Raw genomic sequence first — 15236 nt, 5'->3', positions numbered from 1 at the left:
AAGGGTTCGGGCGTAGAATTTCCCGATATAAAACCATGATTGTCATCAGCACGTCATCGTACCGTGAGAGTTTCCGAGCGTCCTTTCGAATCATCGCCTGAATCATCCCCTACTCTGCCGATGTCCGTCCGTTACCCGCTTCTCAATCGTGAACTCGGCATCCTCGGTTTCAACGAGCGCGTGCTGGCCCAGGCGGCCGACCCGCAAGTCCCGTTGCTCGAGCGCCTGCGCTTCATCTGCATCACCAGCAGCAACCTCGACGAATTCTTCGAAGTCCGGATGGCCGGCCTGCAGGAGCAGATCCGCGACAACCCCGGCGCGCTGACGCCCGACGGCATGTCGTTGCAGCACGCGTACGATCTCGTCGTCGAACGCGCGCAGCGGCTCGTGCATCGACAGTACACGATGCTGCACGAAACCGTGCTGCCGGCGCTCGAACAGGAAGGCATCTACTTCCATGCGAGCGACACGTGGAACGACGAGCAGCTCGAATGGGCGCGACGCTACTTCCTCGACGAACTGCTGCCCGTGCTGACGCCGATCGGCCTCGATCCGGCCCACCCATTCCCGCGCGTGCTGAACAAGAGCCTGAACTTCGTCGTCGAGCTCGAAGGCCGCGACGCGTTCGGCCGCCAGGCCGTGATGGGGATCGTGCAGGCGCCGCGTGCACTGCCGCGCGTGGTGCGCATGCCGCATGCGCTGTCGGGTTTCGAGCACGGCTTCGTGCTGTTGAGCTCGTTCATGCAGCGCTTCGTCGGCGAACTCTTCCCGCAACTCGTCGTGAAGAGCTGCAACCAGTTCCGCATCACGCGCAACAGCGAGCTGTTCGTCGACGAAGACGAAATCACCAACCTGCGTGTCGCGCTGCAGGGCGAGTTGCCCGCGCGCCACCTCGGCAACGCGGTACGCCTCGAAGTGTCGGCCGACACGCCGCTGCACATCGTGCGGCGTCTGCTCGAGGAAAGCGAACTCGGCGACAAGGACTGCTATCGCGTGGCCGGCTCCGTGAACCTCGTGCGGCTGATGCAGATTCCCGATCTCGTCGATCGCCCCGACTTGAAGTTCGCGCCGTTCACCGCGTCGACGCCGTCGACAATCGCCAACGCGCCGACGATGTTCGACGCGATCGACGCCGGCGACATCCTGCTGCACCACCCGTACGAGAGCTTCCAGCCCGTGCTCGAACTGCTGCAGCAGGCCGCGAAAGACCCGAGCGTCGTCGCGATCAAACAGACGATCTACCGCACCGGCACCGACTCGCCGCTGATGGACGCGCTGATGGAAGCCGCGCGCAACGGCAAGGAAGTAACCGTCGTCGTCGAGCTGCTCGCGCGCTTCGACGAGGAAACCAACATCAACTGGGCGTCGCAGCTCGAAGCCGTCGGCGCGCATGTCGTGTACGGCGTGGTCGGCCACAAGTGCCACGCGAAGATGATGCTGATCGTGCGGCGCGTCGTGCAGGCCGGCAAGGCGTCGCTGCGCCGCTACGTGCACCTCGGCACCGGCAACTACCATCCGCGCACCGCGCGCCTCTACACCGACTTCGGGCTGATGACGGCCGACCAGAAGATCTGCGAGGACGTGCATCACGTGTTCCAGCAACTGACCGGCATCGGCGGCGAACTGACGCTGCACGAGCTGTGGCAGTCGCCGTTCACGCTGCATCCGCGCATCATCGATTCGATCCGCGCGGAGATCGACAATGCGCAGGCCGGCAAGCGCGCGCGCATCGTCGCGAAAATGAACGCGCTGCTGGAGCCGTCGGTGATCGCCGCGCTGTACGAAGCGTCGCAGGCCGGCGTCAAGGTCGACCTGATCGTGCGCGGCGTCTGCGCGCTGAAGCCCGGCGTGCCGGGGCTGTCGGACAACATCACGGTGCGCTCGATCGTCGGCCGCTTCCTCGAACACCACCGCATCTACTATTTCCATGCGGGCGGCGCCGAGGACGTCTATCTGTCGAGCGCCGACTGGATGGACCGCAACCTGTTCCGCCGGGTCGAAGTCGCGTTCCCGATCCGCGAGCGCAAGCTCAAGCGGCGCGTGATCGCCGAAGGGCTGTCGGTGTGCCTCGGCGACAACCAGTCGGCATGGCAGATGCACAGCGACGGTCACTATCGCCGGCGCCGCACCGGCAAGACGATCCGCAACGCACAGCTCGGGCTGCTCGCGAAGTTCTGCTCGTGAGCCGTCGGCGCGATACGAGTCGCGCCGCCGCTTCGCCATGAAAAAAGCAGCCCTCGGGCCGCTTTTTTTTGAACACCGAACCGCTACGCGATCATGCTTCGTAAGCGGCCGGCCGGATCGCGATGACCCGCGAGCCCGGAAACCGCGCGGTGAACGTACTGCCGCGCCCTTCCTCGCTCTGCACGTACAGATGCGCATCGTGCCGCTGCAGCACGTGCTTGACGATCGCGAGCCCGAGGCCCGTGCCGCCGGTGTCGCGCGACCGGCTGCGATCGACACGGTAGAAGCGCTCGGTGAGCCGTGGCAGATCGGCGGCCGGAATCCCGAAGCCGCTGTCCGTGACGGAAAACACGCCCTGTGCGCCCTCGCGCCGCCACGACACGACGATCTTGCCGCCGTCCGGCGTATAGCGGATCGCGTTCGTGACGAGATTCGCGAACGCGCTGAACAACTCCGTCTGCGCACCGGTGACGCCGAGCGTCTCGTCGATCGAGAACGCGATGTCGTGATGCCCGTTCGACAGCGTGTGCGCATCTTCCTTCAGATGGTCGAACACCGCACGCATGTCGATCGCGTGATCGACCGGCGGCTTGCTCTCGCCTTCCAGCTTCGCGAGCACCAGCAGGTCGGTCACGATGTGCCGCATCCGCGACGCCTGCTGCTCCATCATGTCGAGATAGCGCGCGCGGTCCTCCTCGTTCAGCGGCAGCTCGCGCATCGTCTCGAGGAAGCCCGACAGCACGGTGAGCGGCGTCTTCAGCTCGTGCGACACGTTCGCGACGAAGTCGCGCCGCATCGCGTCGGTGCGCTCGAGCTCGGTGATGTCCTGCGTGAGCAGCAGCTTGCGGTTCTCGCCGTACGGAAACACCTGCACGGCCAGCACGTTCTGCCGCGAGTCGCCCATGCCGCGCATCAGCAGCGTGTCCTCGTAATGCTGCGCATTGAGGTAGCGGACGAAATCGGGATGACGCACCAGGTTCGTGATGTGCTGGCGCAGGTCGCGCTTCGCATCGAGGCCGAAATGGACTTCGGCGATCGCGTTGCACCACTCGATCTGGTCGTGGTCGTCGAGCATCGCGACGCCGTTCGGCGAGGCCTGGATCGCCTGGATGAAACGCGAATGCTGCTGCTCGACCTGTCGCACCTGCGCATGCCACTGCTTCGCGAGCTTGTGCAGCCGATAGTAGATCTCGCCCCAGATGCCCGGCGCGCTCGGCACTTCGCCGTAGACGGGCGCATCGAGCAGGCGCCACAGACGCTGCGTATGGAAGGTGCTGAAAAAGCCCTGCGCGACCAGCATCACGACCACGAACACAAGGCCCGCGGTCGGGCCGGCGAACACGCCGACCAGCACGCCGATCAGCACGAGCAGCACGAGCGACACCAGGAAGCGCGCCCAGATGATGTTCATGATTCAGCGTCCGAAAGAAGGAGCGACAGCCGCGGCACGCGGCATGCCCGAATACGTTACGCGTGCTTGGCGAGGCGGTAGCCGCTGCCGCGCACGGTTTCGATCATCGCATCGCAGCCGGCCGGTTTCAAGGCCGCGCGCAATCGTTTGATGTGCACGTCGACGGTGCGCTCCTCGACGAACACGTGGTCGCCCCACACCTGGTCGAGCAGTTGCGTGCGGCTGTGCACGCGCTCCGGATGCGTCATGAAGAAATGCAGCAGGCGAAACTCGGTCGGGCCGAGATCGAGCTTGATCTCGCTGCCGTCCCCGTGTGCGGCGACGCGATGCGTGGCCGGGTCGAGGCGCAGCCCGTTGATCGACACGACGTCCTCGGTCAGCTGCGGCGCGCGGCGGCGCAGCACCGCCTTGATGCGCGCCATCAGTTCCTTCGGCGAGAACGGCTTCGTCACGTAGTCGTCCGCGCCGATTTCGAGGCCGAGCACCTTGTCCTGCTCGTCGCCGCGCGCGGTGAGCATGATGATCGGGATGTGCTTGGTCCGTTCGTTGTTGCGCAGGTCGCGCGCGAACGCGATGCCGGACTTGCCCGGCAGCATCCAGTCGAGCAGCACGAGATCGGGCAGCACGTCGCTGATCAGGTTCTGCGCCTGTTCGGCGTTGTACGCGCGGATCGGGCAGTGACCGGCGTGCTGGAGATTCACCGAGATCAGTTCGGAAATCGCGGGCTCATCTTCAACGACGAGAATGTTGCTGGGCATCGGCACCTCTGTTCTTCCTATGGAGTCGATTAACTGTTGGCTTCGCGATCGAGCGTGTCGCGCGGCTGGTGCCGCACGTCGGTGCCCTTCACGATGTAGATGATGAATTCGGCGATGTTCTTCGCGTGGTCGCCGATCCGTTCGATCGCCTTCGCGATGAAGAGATAATCGAGGCCCACCGAGATCGTGCGCGGATCTTCCTGCATGTACGACACGAGCTTGCGCACGAACGCGCGGAATTCCATGTCGATTTCCTTGTCGTCCTTGACGATCTGCGCGGCAGCCACCGTGTCGAGGCGCGCGAACGCGTCGAGCGCGCGGCGCAGGATCGTCACGGCCATCTCGCCCGACACCTTGATCTCGGCGATGTTGACCGCGCGTGCGGCCGGCTCGTCGACCAGGCGGCGCACACGCTTGGCGATCTTCTCGGCTTCGTCGCCGGCGCGCTCGAGGTTCGTAATCGTTTTCGAAATCGACATCAAAAGACGCAGGTCGCGCGCGGCAGGCTGCCTCCGCGCGATGATGTTGCCGCATTCCTGGTCGATGTCCACTTCCATCGCGTTCAGCGTTTCCTCGGCCGCGATCACCTTCTCGGCCGTATCGCGATCGAACTCGTTCAGCGCGCGCATCGCGCCGACGATCTGCGATTCGACGAGTCCGCCCATTTCCAGCACTTTCGACGACACGGCATTCAGGTCCGCGTCGAACTGGCTCGACAGATGTTTATCCGACATGGTTGTTGTTCTCCGTCATCAGCCGAAGCGGCCGGTGATGTAGTCTTCCGTTTCCTTGCGCACCGGCTTGATGAAGATCTTTTCGGTGTCGCCGAACTCGATCAGCTCGCCCAGGTACATGTAGGCCGTGTAATCCGAGCAGCGTGCGGCCTGCTGCATGTTGTGCGTGACGATCACGACCGTGTAGTCGCTCTTCAGCTCCGCGATCAGCTCTTCGATGCGGCCCGTCGAGATCGGGTCGAGCGCCGAGCACGGTTCGTCGAGCAGCAGCACTTCCGGACGGATCGCGATGCCGCGCGCGATGCACAGACGCTGCTGCTGGCCGCCCGACAGCCCGTAGCCGCTCTGGCCCAGCTTGTCCTTCACTTCGTTCCACAGCGCGGCCTTCGTGAGCGCCCACTCGACACGGTCGTCCATTTCCGAGCGCGTGAGCTTTTCGAACATCTTCACGCCGAACGCGATGTTGTCGTAGATCGACATCGGGAACGGGGTCGGCTTCTGGAACACCATGCCGATCCGCGCGCGCAGCAGCGAGATGTCGCGCTTCGTCGTCAGCAGGTTCTCGCCGTCCATCAGGATTTCGCCTTCGGCGCGCTGCTCCGGATAGAGCGCGAACATCTTGTTGAACGTGCGCAGCAGCGTCGACTTGCCGCAGCCCGACGGGCCGATGAACGCCGTCACCTTCCCTTCGGGAATGCGCAGGTTGATGTTCTTCAGCGCGTGGAACTTGTTGTAGAAGAAATTGAGGTTGTTGACCTCGATCTTCGCGTTCAGCGGCGCGAGCGGACGGCCGTGCGCCGCGTCTTGCGTGCCGGCGGGCGCAGCGGTGCGCTCGACGGGATTCAGGTGGCTTTCTGCCATATTCATCGGATTGCTCCGCCGTTACTTTTTCGAGAAGATCGAGCGCGCCAGGACGTTCAGTCCGAGCACCCCGAGCGTAATCAGGAACACGCCCGCCCATGCGAGCGACTGCCATTCCGCGAACGGGCTCATCGCGAACTTGTAGATCGTGACCGGCAGGTTCGCCATCGGCTGGCTCATGTCGACCGAGAAGAACTGGTTCGACAGCGCGGTAAACAGCAGCGGCGCCGTTTCGCCGGCGATCCGCGCGACCGCGAGCAGCACGCCCGTCACGATCCCGCCGACCGACGCGCGCAGCGTGATCTTCAGCACCATGCGCCACTTCGGCGTGCCGAGCGCGACGGCCGCTTCGCGCAGCGCGTTCGGCACGAGCTTCAGCATGTTCTCGGTCGTGCGGATCACGATCGGGATCTGCAGCAGCGCCAGCGCGATCACGCCGGCCCAACCGGAGAAGCGCCCCGACTTCGCGACGACGATCGCGTACACGAACAGGCCGATCACGATCGACGGCGCGGACAGCAGGATGTCGTTGATGAAGCGGATCGTGCTCGCCAGCAGGTTCTTCTGCCCGTATTCGGCGAGATAGACGCCCGCGAGGATGCCGATCGGCGTGCCGACCAGCGTGCCGAAGCCGCACAGCAGCAGGCTGCCGACGATCGCGTTCGCGAGACCGCCGCCTTCCGTGTTCGGCGCCGGCGTCGATTCGGTGAACAGTTGCAGCGACAGGCCGCCGACGCCGAGGTGCACCGTCGTGTAGAGAATCCACACGAGCCACAGCAGGCCGAAGGCCATCGCGCCGAGCGACGCGGTGAGCGCGATCGCGTTGACGACCTTGCGCTTGCGCTGCAGGCGGTTGCGCATCGCGTCGAGCGCGGCGCCGCTCGGCCCCGGGAAATTCATGATGGGCTCGCTCATTTCTTGCCCTCTCCCTTCTCGAGACGAAGCAGCAGCAGTTTGGAGATGGACAGCACGATGAACGTGATCACGAACAGGATCAGGCCGAGCTCCATCAGCGCGGACGTGTGCAGGCCCGGCTGCGCTTCCGCGAATTCGTTCGCGAGCGCCGACGTGATGCTGTTGCCCGGCGCGAACAGCGACACGCTGTCGAGCAGGTTCGTGTTGCCGATCACGAAGGTCACGGCCATCGTTTCGCCGAGCGCGCGGCCGAGGCCGAGCATCACGCCGCCGATCACGCCGGTCTTCGTATAGGGCAGCACGACCTTCCACATCACTTCCCAGGTCGTGCAGCCGATCCCGTATGCCGATTCCTTCAGCAGCACCGGCGTGACCTCGAACACGTCGCGCATCACCGACGCGATGTACGGGATGATCATGATCGCGAGAATCACGCCGGCCGCGAGGATGCCGATGCCGATCGGCGCGCCGGACGTCAGCGGGCCGAGCACCCACACGTCCTTGAGCAGCCGGCCGATGGGCTTCTGGAAGTATTCGGCGAAGATCGGCGCGAACACGAGCAGCCCCCACATGCCGTACACGATCGACGGAATCGCGGCGAGCAGCTCGATCGCGATGCCGAGCGGACGGCGCAGCCACACGGGCGCGAGCTCGGTGAGGAACAGCGCGATGCCGAAACTGACCGGCACCGCGATGACGAGTGCAATGATCGACGTCACGATCGTGCCGTAGATCGGCACGAGTGCGCCGTAGATGTCCGAGTTGGGATCCCACTCGGATTGCCACAGGAAGCCGAGGCCGAACTTCTGGATGGTCGGCAGCGACGCAATGATCAGGGAAATGATGATCCCGCCGAGAAGCAGCAGGGTCACGATCGCGGCGAGCCGCGCAAGGCCGCCGAACAGGACATCCCCGAGACGGCTCGGCGCGCGCTGCTGCGCACGGTCGGGCGATCGGGAGGACGGGTATGAAATATCAGACATGGGTGCCTGCTTTTGATCGCCGGGCGCCGTAACGCCCGGCTTTACCGCACACACTGCCCGACCGGCACGGCCGGGCAGCGAACCGCTGGATGGCTTACTCGGCGGCGACCGGCTTGCCCGAAGCGTCCGTCACCTTCGTCTTCCACTGCTTGCGGATTTCCGTCTCGACCGTCGCCGGCAGCGAGATGTAGTCGAGGCTGTCGGCAGCCTTCTCGCCGTTCTTGAACGCCCAGCTGAAGAACTTCAGCGTTTCCGCGCCCTGCTCCGGCTTGTCCTGCTTCGCGTGCAGCAGCACGAACGTCGCGCCGACGACCGGCCACGCGTCCTTGCCCGGCTGGTTCGTCAGGATCTGGTAGAACGACTTCGACCAGTTCGCGCCGGCTGCAGCGGCCTTGAACGTTTCCGTCTTCGGCTCGACCACCGTGCCCGTCGAATTCTTCAGCGCAGTGTAGGTCATGTTGTTCTTCTTCGCGTACGCCCACTCGACGTAGCCGATCGCGCCCGGCAGGCGCTGCACGAAGGCCGCGACGCCGTCGTTGCCCTTGCCGCCCGTGCCCGTCGGCCAGTTGACCGTCGTGCCTTCGCCGATCTTCGACTTCCACTCGTCGTTGACCTTCGACAGGTAGTTCGTCCAGATGAAGCTCGTGCCCGAGCCGTCGGCGCGGCGGACCACGGCGATGTCCGTATCCGGCAGCTTGACCTTCGGGTTCAGCGCGGCGATCGCCGGGTCGTTCCACTTCTTGATCTTGCCGAGGTAGATGTCGCCGAGCACCGGGCCCGACAGCGTCAGTTCGCCGGCCTTCACGCCCGGCACGTTGACGACCGGCACCACGCCGCCGACCACCGTCGGGAACTGGAACAGGCCTTCCTTCGCGAGATCTTCGTCCTTCAGCGGCGCGTCCGAACCGGCAAAATCGACCGTCTTCGCGTTGATCTGCTTCAGGCCGCCCGACGAGCCGATGCCTTGGTAGTTGACCTTCGCGCCGCCGGACTGCTGGTAGTCGGCAGCCCATTTCGTATAGATCGGCATCGCGAACGTGCTGCCTGCGCCCGTGATGTCGGCAGCTTGAGCGGCGACGGCGAAAAGCGCGCCAGCCAGGCCGGCAATCGCGGTTTGCATCAATTTCATGAGACCTCCAGTGTGTGAGCGGATGACTACGGCACCGCGAAGGTTAGGGGCTGCTCATGACGGTAATGTGACAATCGATGAAACTGGCGTGACAGTAACATGACTGGTTGAAAGGGAATATCGGGTCGCGCGTCGGGGCGCGGGAGCGGCGCTGGCGGCAAGAATTGCCTGGCTCGAAGGGAGGGGATGAACGCCGTTTCAACGGCGGGCGAGCGCATCGTAGCGCGGCGTCGGACGGACGGGAAGCCCGGTCCGGCCGGAAGTCTGATTCGGGGTCGGATGCCGGATTCGATGGAAGGGATGCGTTTACCGAAGCTTGCTTCTATTAGGTAACGCAAACCTTTGCGTCTGACAAAAACGACGGCGCCCGAGGGCGCCGCACACACATTCGTCGGGAGCCAGCGCGCGGGCGGTTGGACCGCCGCGCGCGCCCCCCCGTCAGGCCGTCGCCGCGCGCACCGCGTCGGCGATCGTCTCCGCATGGCGCACCGCATCGGCCGCCTGCCGTGCTTCGACCATCACGCGCAGCACGGGCTCCGTGCCCGATGCGCGGATCAGCACGCGGCCGCTGCCGGCGAGCGCGGCTTCGGCGGCATCGATCGCCGCACGAATCGACGCGCTGCCCTTCCAGTCGGCGCCGGGTTTCATCCGCACGTTGATCAGCTTCTGCGGGAACAGCGTGACGCCGTCGAGCACCTGCGCAAGGGTGCGGCCGCTGCGCTTGAGCGCGGCCAGCACGAGCAGCGCCGACACGATGCCGTCGCCGGTCGAGTGCCGGTCGAGCGACAGGATGTGGCCCGACCCTTCCGCGCCGAGCTGCCAGCCGTGCTCGCGCAACTGCTCGAGCACGTAGCGGTCGCCGACCGCCGCACGGACGAACTTCACGCCCTCGCGCTGCAGCGCGACTTCGACGGCAAGGTTCGTCATCAGCGTGCCGACCGCGCCTTCGACCTTGCCGTCGGTCGCGATCCGGTCCTTCACGAGCACGTAGAGCAGCTCGTCGCCGTTGTACAGGCGACCGGTCGCGTCCACGACCTGCAGACGATCGGCGTCGCCGTCGAGCGCGATGCCGAGATCGGCATGGTTCGCCCGCACCGCGCGCACCAGCGCGTCGGGCGCGGTCGCGCCGACGCCGTCGTTGATGTTGAAGCCGTTCGGCGCGACGCCGATCGGAATGACGTCAGCGCCGAGCTCGTGGAACACGTGCGGCGCGATCTGGTACGCGGCGCCGTGCGCACAATCGATCACGAGCTTCAGCCCGCGCAAGTTGAACGCAGCCGGGAACGTGCTCTTGCAGAATTCGATGTAGCGGCCCGCGGCGTCGTCGAGGCGGCGCGCCTTGCCGAGCCCGTCGGACGCCGCGCATTCGAGCGGCTTGTCGAGCCATGCTTCGATCGCGGCTTCGGTGTCGTCGGGCAGCTTGTTGCCGTCGGCCGAGAAAAACTTGATCCCGTTGTCGTGATACGGGTTGTGCGACGCGCTGATCACGACACCGGCCGACAGACGCAGCGCCCGCGTCAGATACGCGACGCCGGGCGTCGGCATCGGGCCGGCCAGCATCACGTCGACGCCGGCCGCCGAGAATCCGGCCTCGAGCGCGGCTTCGAGCATGTAGCCCGATACGCGCGTGTCCTTGCCGATCAACACGGTCGGACGCGAGCCCGCCGCGACGTCGGCCGAGCCGGCCAGTACCTTGCCGGCCGCATAGCCGAGGCGCAACACGAAGTCCGGCGTGATGGGCGCTTCGCCCACCGTGCCGCGAATGCCGTCCGTGCCGAAATATCGACGTCCCATGGGGTCCTTCCTCCTTCGTCTTTCGTCTTTCTGACTTGCTTATCGTTGCCGCGCGGCTGCGCGCACGGCATTCCATACTTTCAGCGCATCGACCGTCGCCGCGACGTCGTGCACGCGCACGATCGCGGCGCCCCGCTCGACCGCGCACAACGCGGCCGCCACGCTCGCCGCGACGCGCTCCATCGGCGGCTTGCCTCCGATCACCGCGCCGAGCATCGACTTGCGCGACATGCCCGCGAGAATCGGATAAGCGCGCCCGTCGGGCCGCGCGGGCGCCGTGTCCGGCAACGCGGCCAGCAGCGCATAGTTGTCGTCGACGACCGCCTTGCCGAACCCGAAACCGGGATCGACGCAGATCCGCTCCGCCGCCACCCCCGCGTCGCGCAACGCCTGCGCGCGCGCGGCGAGGAAATCGCGCACGTCGGTCACGACGTCGCCGTAGTCGGGCTCGCCGACCTGCATCGTCTGCGGCTCGCCGAGCATGTGCATCGCGCACAGACCGCTGTTGCCGTCGCGCACCGCGTCGATCGCGCCCGGCTGGCGGAACCCCCAGATATCGTTGATCAGGTCCGCGCCGGCGGCCAGCGCCGCGCGCATCACGGCCGGCTTGTACGTATCGATCGACAGCGGCACGTTCAACGGCCGCAGCGCCTCGACGAGCGGAATCACGCGCGCGAGCTCCTCGTCGAGCGGCACCGGCGGCGCGCCGGGGCGCGTCGATTCGCCGCCGATGTCGATGAGGTCCACACCGTCGGCGATCATCCGCTCGGCCTGGCGCAACGCATCGTCGCGCGCGAGGAAGCGGCCGCCGTCGGAGAACGAATCGGGCGTGGCGTTGAGGATGCCCATCACGAGCGGACGTTCGAACGTCAGTTCGAAGCGGCCGCACTGGAGCGGCGCGGGAATGAACGGGGACACTGCGGAATCGGACACGAGCAACGGGCGTGGATGAATGCAAAACGGGCCGGTGTGAAGCCACACCAGCCCGTGAACGGTGCTAAAGCGGAGATTATGCCGCCGGCGTCGCCGGCGCCGGCGCGCTGCCGGGCTTGACCTCGGCACTGCCGCCGCCCGACGAATCGCCGCCGACAGCCGGCGAGCTCTTCGGTGAGCGCGGCGGACGGCCTTCCATGATGTCGTTGATCTGATCGGCGTCGATCGTCTCCCACTCCATCAGCGCGGCCGTCATCGCCTCGACCTTGTCGCGGTTCTCCTCGAGCAGGCGACGCGCGAGGTTGTACTGATCGTCCAGCACGCGGCGGATTTCCGAGTCAACCTTCTGCTGCGTCGCTTCCGAGATCGTGCGCGTGAAGCCGCGGCCGAACGGCGACGCATCGTTCTCGTCGTCGACGTAAACCATCGGCCCGAGCGCGTCGGTCATGCCGAACCGCGCAACCATCGCACGCGCGGTCTGCGTGGCCTTGTTGAAGTCGTCCGATGCGCCGGTGCTGACCAGGTTCATGAACAACTCTTCGGCCACCCGGCCACCGAACAGGATCGCGAGGCGGTCGAGCAGGTAATCCTTCGAATACGTCTCGTTGTCATGCTCCGGCAGCTGCCACGTGACGCCCAGTGCGCGACCGCGCGGGATGATCGTGACCTTGTGCACCGGGTCGGCCTTCGGCAGCAGCTTCGCGATCACCGCGTGACCCGACTCGTGGTATGCGGTTGCACGCTTCGCTTCCTCGCGGATCACGGCCGACTTGCGCTCCGGACCCATGAAGATCTTGTCCTTCGCGTCCTCGAAATCCTGCATCTCGACGATGCGCTTGCCGCGACGGGCGGCGAACAGCGCAGCTTCGTTCACGAGGTTCGCGAGATCGGCGCCCGAGAAGCCCGGCGTGCCGCGTGCGATGACCGCCGCGTCGACGTCGTTCGCGATCGGCACCTTGCGCAGGTGCACGCGCATGATCTGCTCGCGGCCGCGGATGTCCGGCAGGCCGACATAGACCTGGCGGTCGAAACGGCCCGGACGCAGCAGCGCCTTGTCGAGCACGTCGGAACGGTTGGTGGCGGCGATCACGATCACGCCCGAGTTCGCCTCGAAGCCGTCCATCTCGACCAGCATCTGGTTCAGCGTCTGTTCGCGCTCGTCGTTGCCGCCGCCCATGCCGGCGCCGCGATGACGGCCGACCGCGTCGATTTCGTCGATGAACACGATGCACGGCGCATGCTTCTTCGCCTGCTCGAACATGTCGCGCACACGGGCCGCGCCGACGCCGACGAACATTTCGACGAAGTCCGAACCCGAGATGCTGAAGAACGGCACCTTCGCTTCACCCGCGATCGCGCGGGCCAGCAGCGTCTTGCCGGTACCCGGCGGGCCGACCAGCAGCACGCCGCGCGGAATGCGGCCGCCCAGTTTCTGGAATTTCTGCGGATCGCGCAGGAAGTCGACGAGCTCGGACACTTCTTCCTTCGCTTCGTCGCAGCCCGCGACGTCGGAGAAGTTCACCGCGTTGTTGTTCTCGTCGATCAGCCGCGCACGCGATTTCCCGAACGAGAATGCGCCGCCTTTGCCGCCTCCCTGCATCTGCCTCATCATGTAGAACCAGAACACGATGATCAGGATCGTCGGCCCGAGGTAGTACAGCGCGGACATCAGCGCGTTCGGCTCGTCGTCGGCCTTGCCGCTGACCTGCACGCCGTACTTCATCAGATCGCCGACCATCCAGATGTCGCCGGGCGACACGATCTGGTATTTCTGGCCATCAGCCGGAGTGACGGTGAGGTTGCGCCCCTGAACGATGACGTTCTTGACCTTGCCATTCTTGGCGTCGTCCATGAACTGCGAATAGGACACGCCTTCCTGGACGCGGGGCTTGTCGAACTGCTTGAACACCGTAAACAGCACCAGTGCGATCACCAGCCACACCGCTGCCTTCGAAAACATATTGTTGTTCAAAGCACCACTCCTTCACTCGTAGACGAGCGCCTACATTTTCCTTGCGGCGCCCCTCGGTCATTCTAATCCAGTCCGACCACCCCTGCCATAAGCATTGACAACCGCCGCGATAGCGCTTCGCTTGTCCGGCAAGGGCCGGAGCCCGTTTGCGGCATCGCGTTCCGCATCAGCGCGGATGCTTCAGCTGCCGACCCAAAATGAACGTTTCGGACGATTTGTCGCGGGATGCCTTGGGCTTGCGCGGCGCGACAACCTTAAACTGCTGTTTGAACTTCTCGACGATCTGGCTGTAGCCGCTGCCGTGAAAGCACTTCACGAGCAGCGCACCGTCCGGCTTCAGATGGTTCTGCGCGAATTCGAGCGCCAGATCGCAGAGATGCTCGATGCGCGCCGCGTCCGCCGAGGCCACGCCGGAGAGGTTGGGGGCCATGTCCGAAATAACAAGGTCCACCGCGCGGCCTTCGAGCACTTCCTCGAGCTGGTGGAGGACGTCGTCCTCGCGGAAGTCGCCCTGCAGGAAGTGGACGTCGGCGATCGGCTCCATCGGCAGGATGTCGAGCGCAACGATCGTGCCGTCGATGCCGCCTTCGCGCTCCGCGTCGCGCTTCCTGCCCTGCGCGAGCTTGTTGCGGGCATACTGGCTCCAGCTGCCCGGCGTGGCGCCGAGATCGACGATCACCTGGCCCGGACGGATCAGCTTGTCCTGCTCGTCGATTTCCTTCAGCTTGTACGCGGCGCGCGCGCGATAGCCCTCCCGCTGCGCCATTTTGACGTACGGGTCGTTGATGTGGTCGTGCAGCCAGTGCTGGTTGAAGCGGTTTTTTGCCATTCGAGAGAGAGATTGCTGCCCATTGCTTCGTGAAGCCGCGCTTTTAGCGGATAATACGCGTCTTCTTCGCGCGGCTGCGGCCCCTTTTCAGGCCCAAGCCGCGATTTTACGTGGTTTCGGCGCACGGCTGACGCGGTAACGTCCCGCGATCGCTTTTCAGTCAGCGCGCCCTTATTTAGATTTCGACATTTCCATGCCCGCCCTTTCGCTTTCTCCCGCCGAGCGCTCCGCGCTGCGCTCCCAGGCCCATGCGCTCAAGCCCGTCGTGCTGATCGGCGCCGAAGGGCTGACCGACGCCGTGCTGAAGGAAATCAAGGTGCACCTCGACGCGCACCAGCTGATCAAGATCCGCGTGTTCGGCGACGAACGCGACGAACGCATCGCGATCTACGACGAGATCTGCGACCGCCTGAACGCGGCGCCGATCCAGCACATCGGCAAGCTGCTGGTGATCTGGAAGCCCGAGGCCGCGGCGGCGGCCCCGTCCCGCGGCCGACGTGCCGGCGCGCTGCCGAGCGCGGCCGAAGCCGTCGACGACAAGAAAGGCCGTGCACCGCGCACCGTCAAGGTCGTCAAGGTGTCGCCGAACGCGAGCCCCGTGCGCCGCCCGAGGCCGGTCAAGGTCACGGTGCGCGGCAACGAACGCGTGACGGCAGGCGGCACCGTGAAGCGCGCGAAAAAGCGCCAGGCCAGCACGAAGCGGCCGTTCCAGGACAAGTAAGACGCCCGTGCG

The 15236-nt window shown here is 65.5% G+C and carries 13 protein-coding genes; 2 read left to right on the top strand and 11 right to left on the bottom strand.

Going from position 1 to position 15236, the window contains the following annotated elements:
* Positions 1-120 precede the first annotated feature (120 nt).
* Positions 121-2184: a polyphosphate kinase 1 gene (ppk1, locus tag GJG85_RS06440; protein WP_204383770.1), complete on the top strand. Its 2064-nt coding sequence runs from the start codon at positions 121-123 to the stop codon at positions 2182-2184.
* A gap of 91 nt (positions 2185-2275) precedes the next feature.
* On the opposite strand, the gene phoR is transcribed toward ppk1, so the two are convergent.
* The 11 genes from phoR to GJG85_RS06385 form a co-directional block, all read right to left on the bottom strand.
* Positions 2276-3595, bottom strand: a complete 1320-nt coding sequence (gene phoR / locus GJG85_RS06435; RefSeq protein WP_050015223.1) for a phosphate regulon sensor histidine kinase PhoR — start codon at positions 3593-3595, stop codon at positions 2276-2278.
* Positions 3596-3651: 56 nt separating this feature from the next.
* A complete protein-coding gene (phoB, locus tag GJG85_RS06430; protein ID WP_006750313.1) occupies positions 3652-4353 on the bottom strand; it encodes a phosphate regulon transcriptional regulator PhoB in 702 nt (233 codons plus the stop codon).
* 29 nt (positions 4354-4382) lie between these two features.
* The gene (phoU, locus tag GJG85_RS06425; protein WP_006476334.1) at positions 4383-5087 is read right to left on the bottom strand and encodes a phosphate signaling complex protein PhoU; all 705 of its coding nucleotides are present in this window, start codon (positions 5085-5087) and stop codon (positions 4383-4385) included.
* Between the two features lie 18 nt (positions 5088-5105).
* On the bottom strand, positions 5106-5954 hold the full coding sequence (gene pstB / locus GJG85_RS06420) for a phosphate ABC transporter ATP-binding protein PstB (protein ID WP_050015221.1): 849 nt from the start codon (positions 5952-5954) through the stop codon (positions 5106-5108).
* A 15-nt stretch (positions 5955-5969) separates the two neighbouring features.
* Positions 5970-6863 carry a phosphate ABC transporter permease PstA gene (pstA, locus tag GJG85_RS06415; protein ID WP_050015219.1) on the bottom strand — a complete coding sequence of 298 codons (894 nt, stop codon included), beginning with the start codon at positions 6861-6863 and terminating at the stop codon, positions 5970-5972.
* A complete protein-coding gene (pstC, locus tag GJG85_RS06410; RefSeq protein WP_050015217.1) occupies positions 6860-7846 on the bottom strand; it encodes a phosphate ABC transporter permease PstC in 987 nt (328 codons plus the stop codon). Before pstC ends, pstA begins: the two co-directional genes overlap by 4 nt.
* Before the next feature lie 94 nt (positions 7847-7940).
* Complete coding sequence (gene pstS / locus GJG85_RS06405; protein WP_050015215.1) at positions 7941-8975, bottom strand: phosphate ABC transporter substrate-binding protein PstS; 1035 nt, start codon at positions 8973-8975, stop codon at positions 7941-7943.
* Positions 8976-9413: 438 nt separating this feature from the next.
* Entirely contained in the window at positions 9414-10769 is a 1356-nt protein-coding gene (gene glmM / locus GJG85_RS06400) for a phosphoglucosamine mutase (protein ID WP_050015213.1), read from the bottom strand.
* Positions 10770-10808: 39 nt separating this feature from the next.
* Positions 10809-11750 carry a dihydropteroate synthase gene (gene folP / locus GJG85_RS06395; RefSeq protein WP_050015211.1) on the bottom strand — a complete coding sequence of 314 codons (942 nt, stop codon included), beginning with the start codon at positions 11748-11750 and terminating at the stop codon, positions 10809-10811.
* 28 nt (positions 11751-11778) lie between these two features.
* A complete protein-coding gene (ftsH, locus tag GJG85_RS06390) occupies positions 11779-13674 on the bottom strand; it encodes an ATP-dependent zinc metalloprotease FtsH (protein WP_050015209.1) in 1896 nt (631 codons plus the stop codon).
* Positions 13675-13840: 166 nt separating this feature from the next.
* Entirely contained in the window at positions 13841-14503 is a 663-nt protein-coding gene (locus tag GJG85_RS06385) for an RlmE family RNA methyltransferase (protein ID WP_050015207.1), read from the bottom strand.
* A gap of 193 nt (positions 14504-14696) precedes the next feature.
* Here GJG85_RS06385 and GJG85_RS06380 point away from each other — a divergent pair, with 193 nt between their 5' ends.
* Positions 14697-15224 carry a YhbY family RNA-binding protein gene (locus tag GJG85_RS06380; protein WP_050015205.1) on the top strand — a complete coding sequence of 176 codons (528 nt, stop codon included), beginning with the start codon at positions 14697-14699 and terminating at the stop codon, positions 15222-15224.
* Positions 15225-15236: the final 12 nt, after the last annotated feature.

Origin of the sequence: Burkholderia sp. MS389 (assembly GCF_016899425.1) — a bacterium.
Classification (GTDB): domain Bacteria; phylum Pseudomonadota; class Gammaproteobacteria; order Burkholderiales; family Burkholderiaceae; genus Burkholderia; species Burkholderia sola.
This window is presented reverse-complemented; position numbering and strand designations above follow the sequence as displayed.

Coding starts and splice junctions, on each gene's coding strand:
- GJG85_RS06385 (WP_050015207.1), bottom strand. CDS start 14,503: ATGGCAAAAAACCGCTTCAACCAGCACTGGCTGCACGACCACATCAAC.
- phoB (WP_006750313.1), bottom strand. CDS start 4,353: ATGCCCAGCAACATTCTCGTCGTTGAAGATGAGCCCGCGATTTCCGAA.
- pstS (WP_050015215.1), bottom strand. CDS start 8,975: ATGAAATTGATGCAAACCGCGATTGCCGGCCTGGCTGGCGCGCTTTTC.
- glmM (WP_050015213.1), bottom strand. CDS start 10,769: ATGGGACGTCGATATTTCGGCACGGACGGCATTCGCGGCACGGTGGGC.
- GJG85_RS06380 (WP_050015205.1), top strand. CDS start 14,697: ATGCCCGCCCTTTCGCTTTCTCCCGCCGAGCGCTCCGCGCTGCGCTCC.
- ppk1 (WP_204383770.1), top strand. CDS start 121: ATGTCCGTCCGTTACCCGCTTCTCAATCGTGAACTCGGCATCCTCGGT.
- pstC (WP_050015217.1), bottom strand. CDS start 7,846: ATGTCTGATATTTCATACCCGTCCTCCCGATCGCCCGACCGTGCGCAG.
- phoR (WP_050015223.1), bottom strand. CDS start 3,595: ATGAACATCATCTGGGCGCGCTTCCTGGTGTCGCTCGTGCTGCTCGTG.
- pstA (WP_050015219.1), bottom strand. CDS start 6,863: ATGAGCGAGCCCATCATGAATTTCCCGGGGCCGAGCGGCGCCGCGCTC.
- pstB (WP_050015221.1), bottom strand. CDS start 5,954: ATGAATATGGCAGAAAGCCACCTGAATCCCGTCGAGCGCACCGCTGCG.
- phoU (WP_006476334.1), bottom strand. CDS start 5,087: ATGTCGGATAAACATCTGTCGAGCCAGTTCGACGCGGACCTGAATGCC.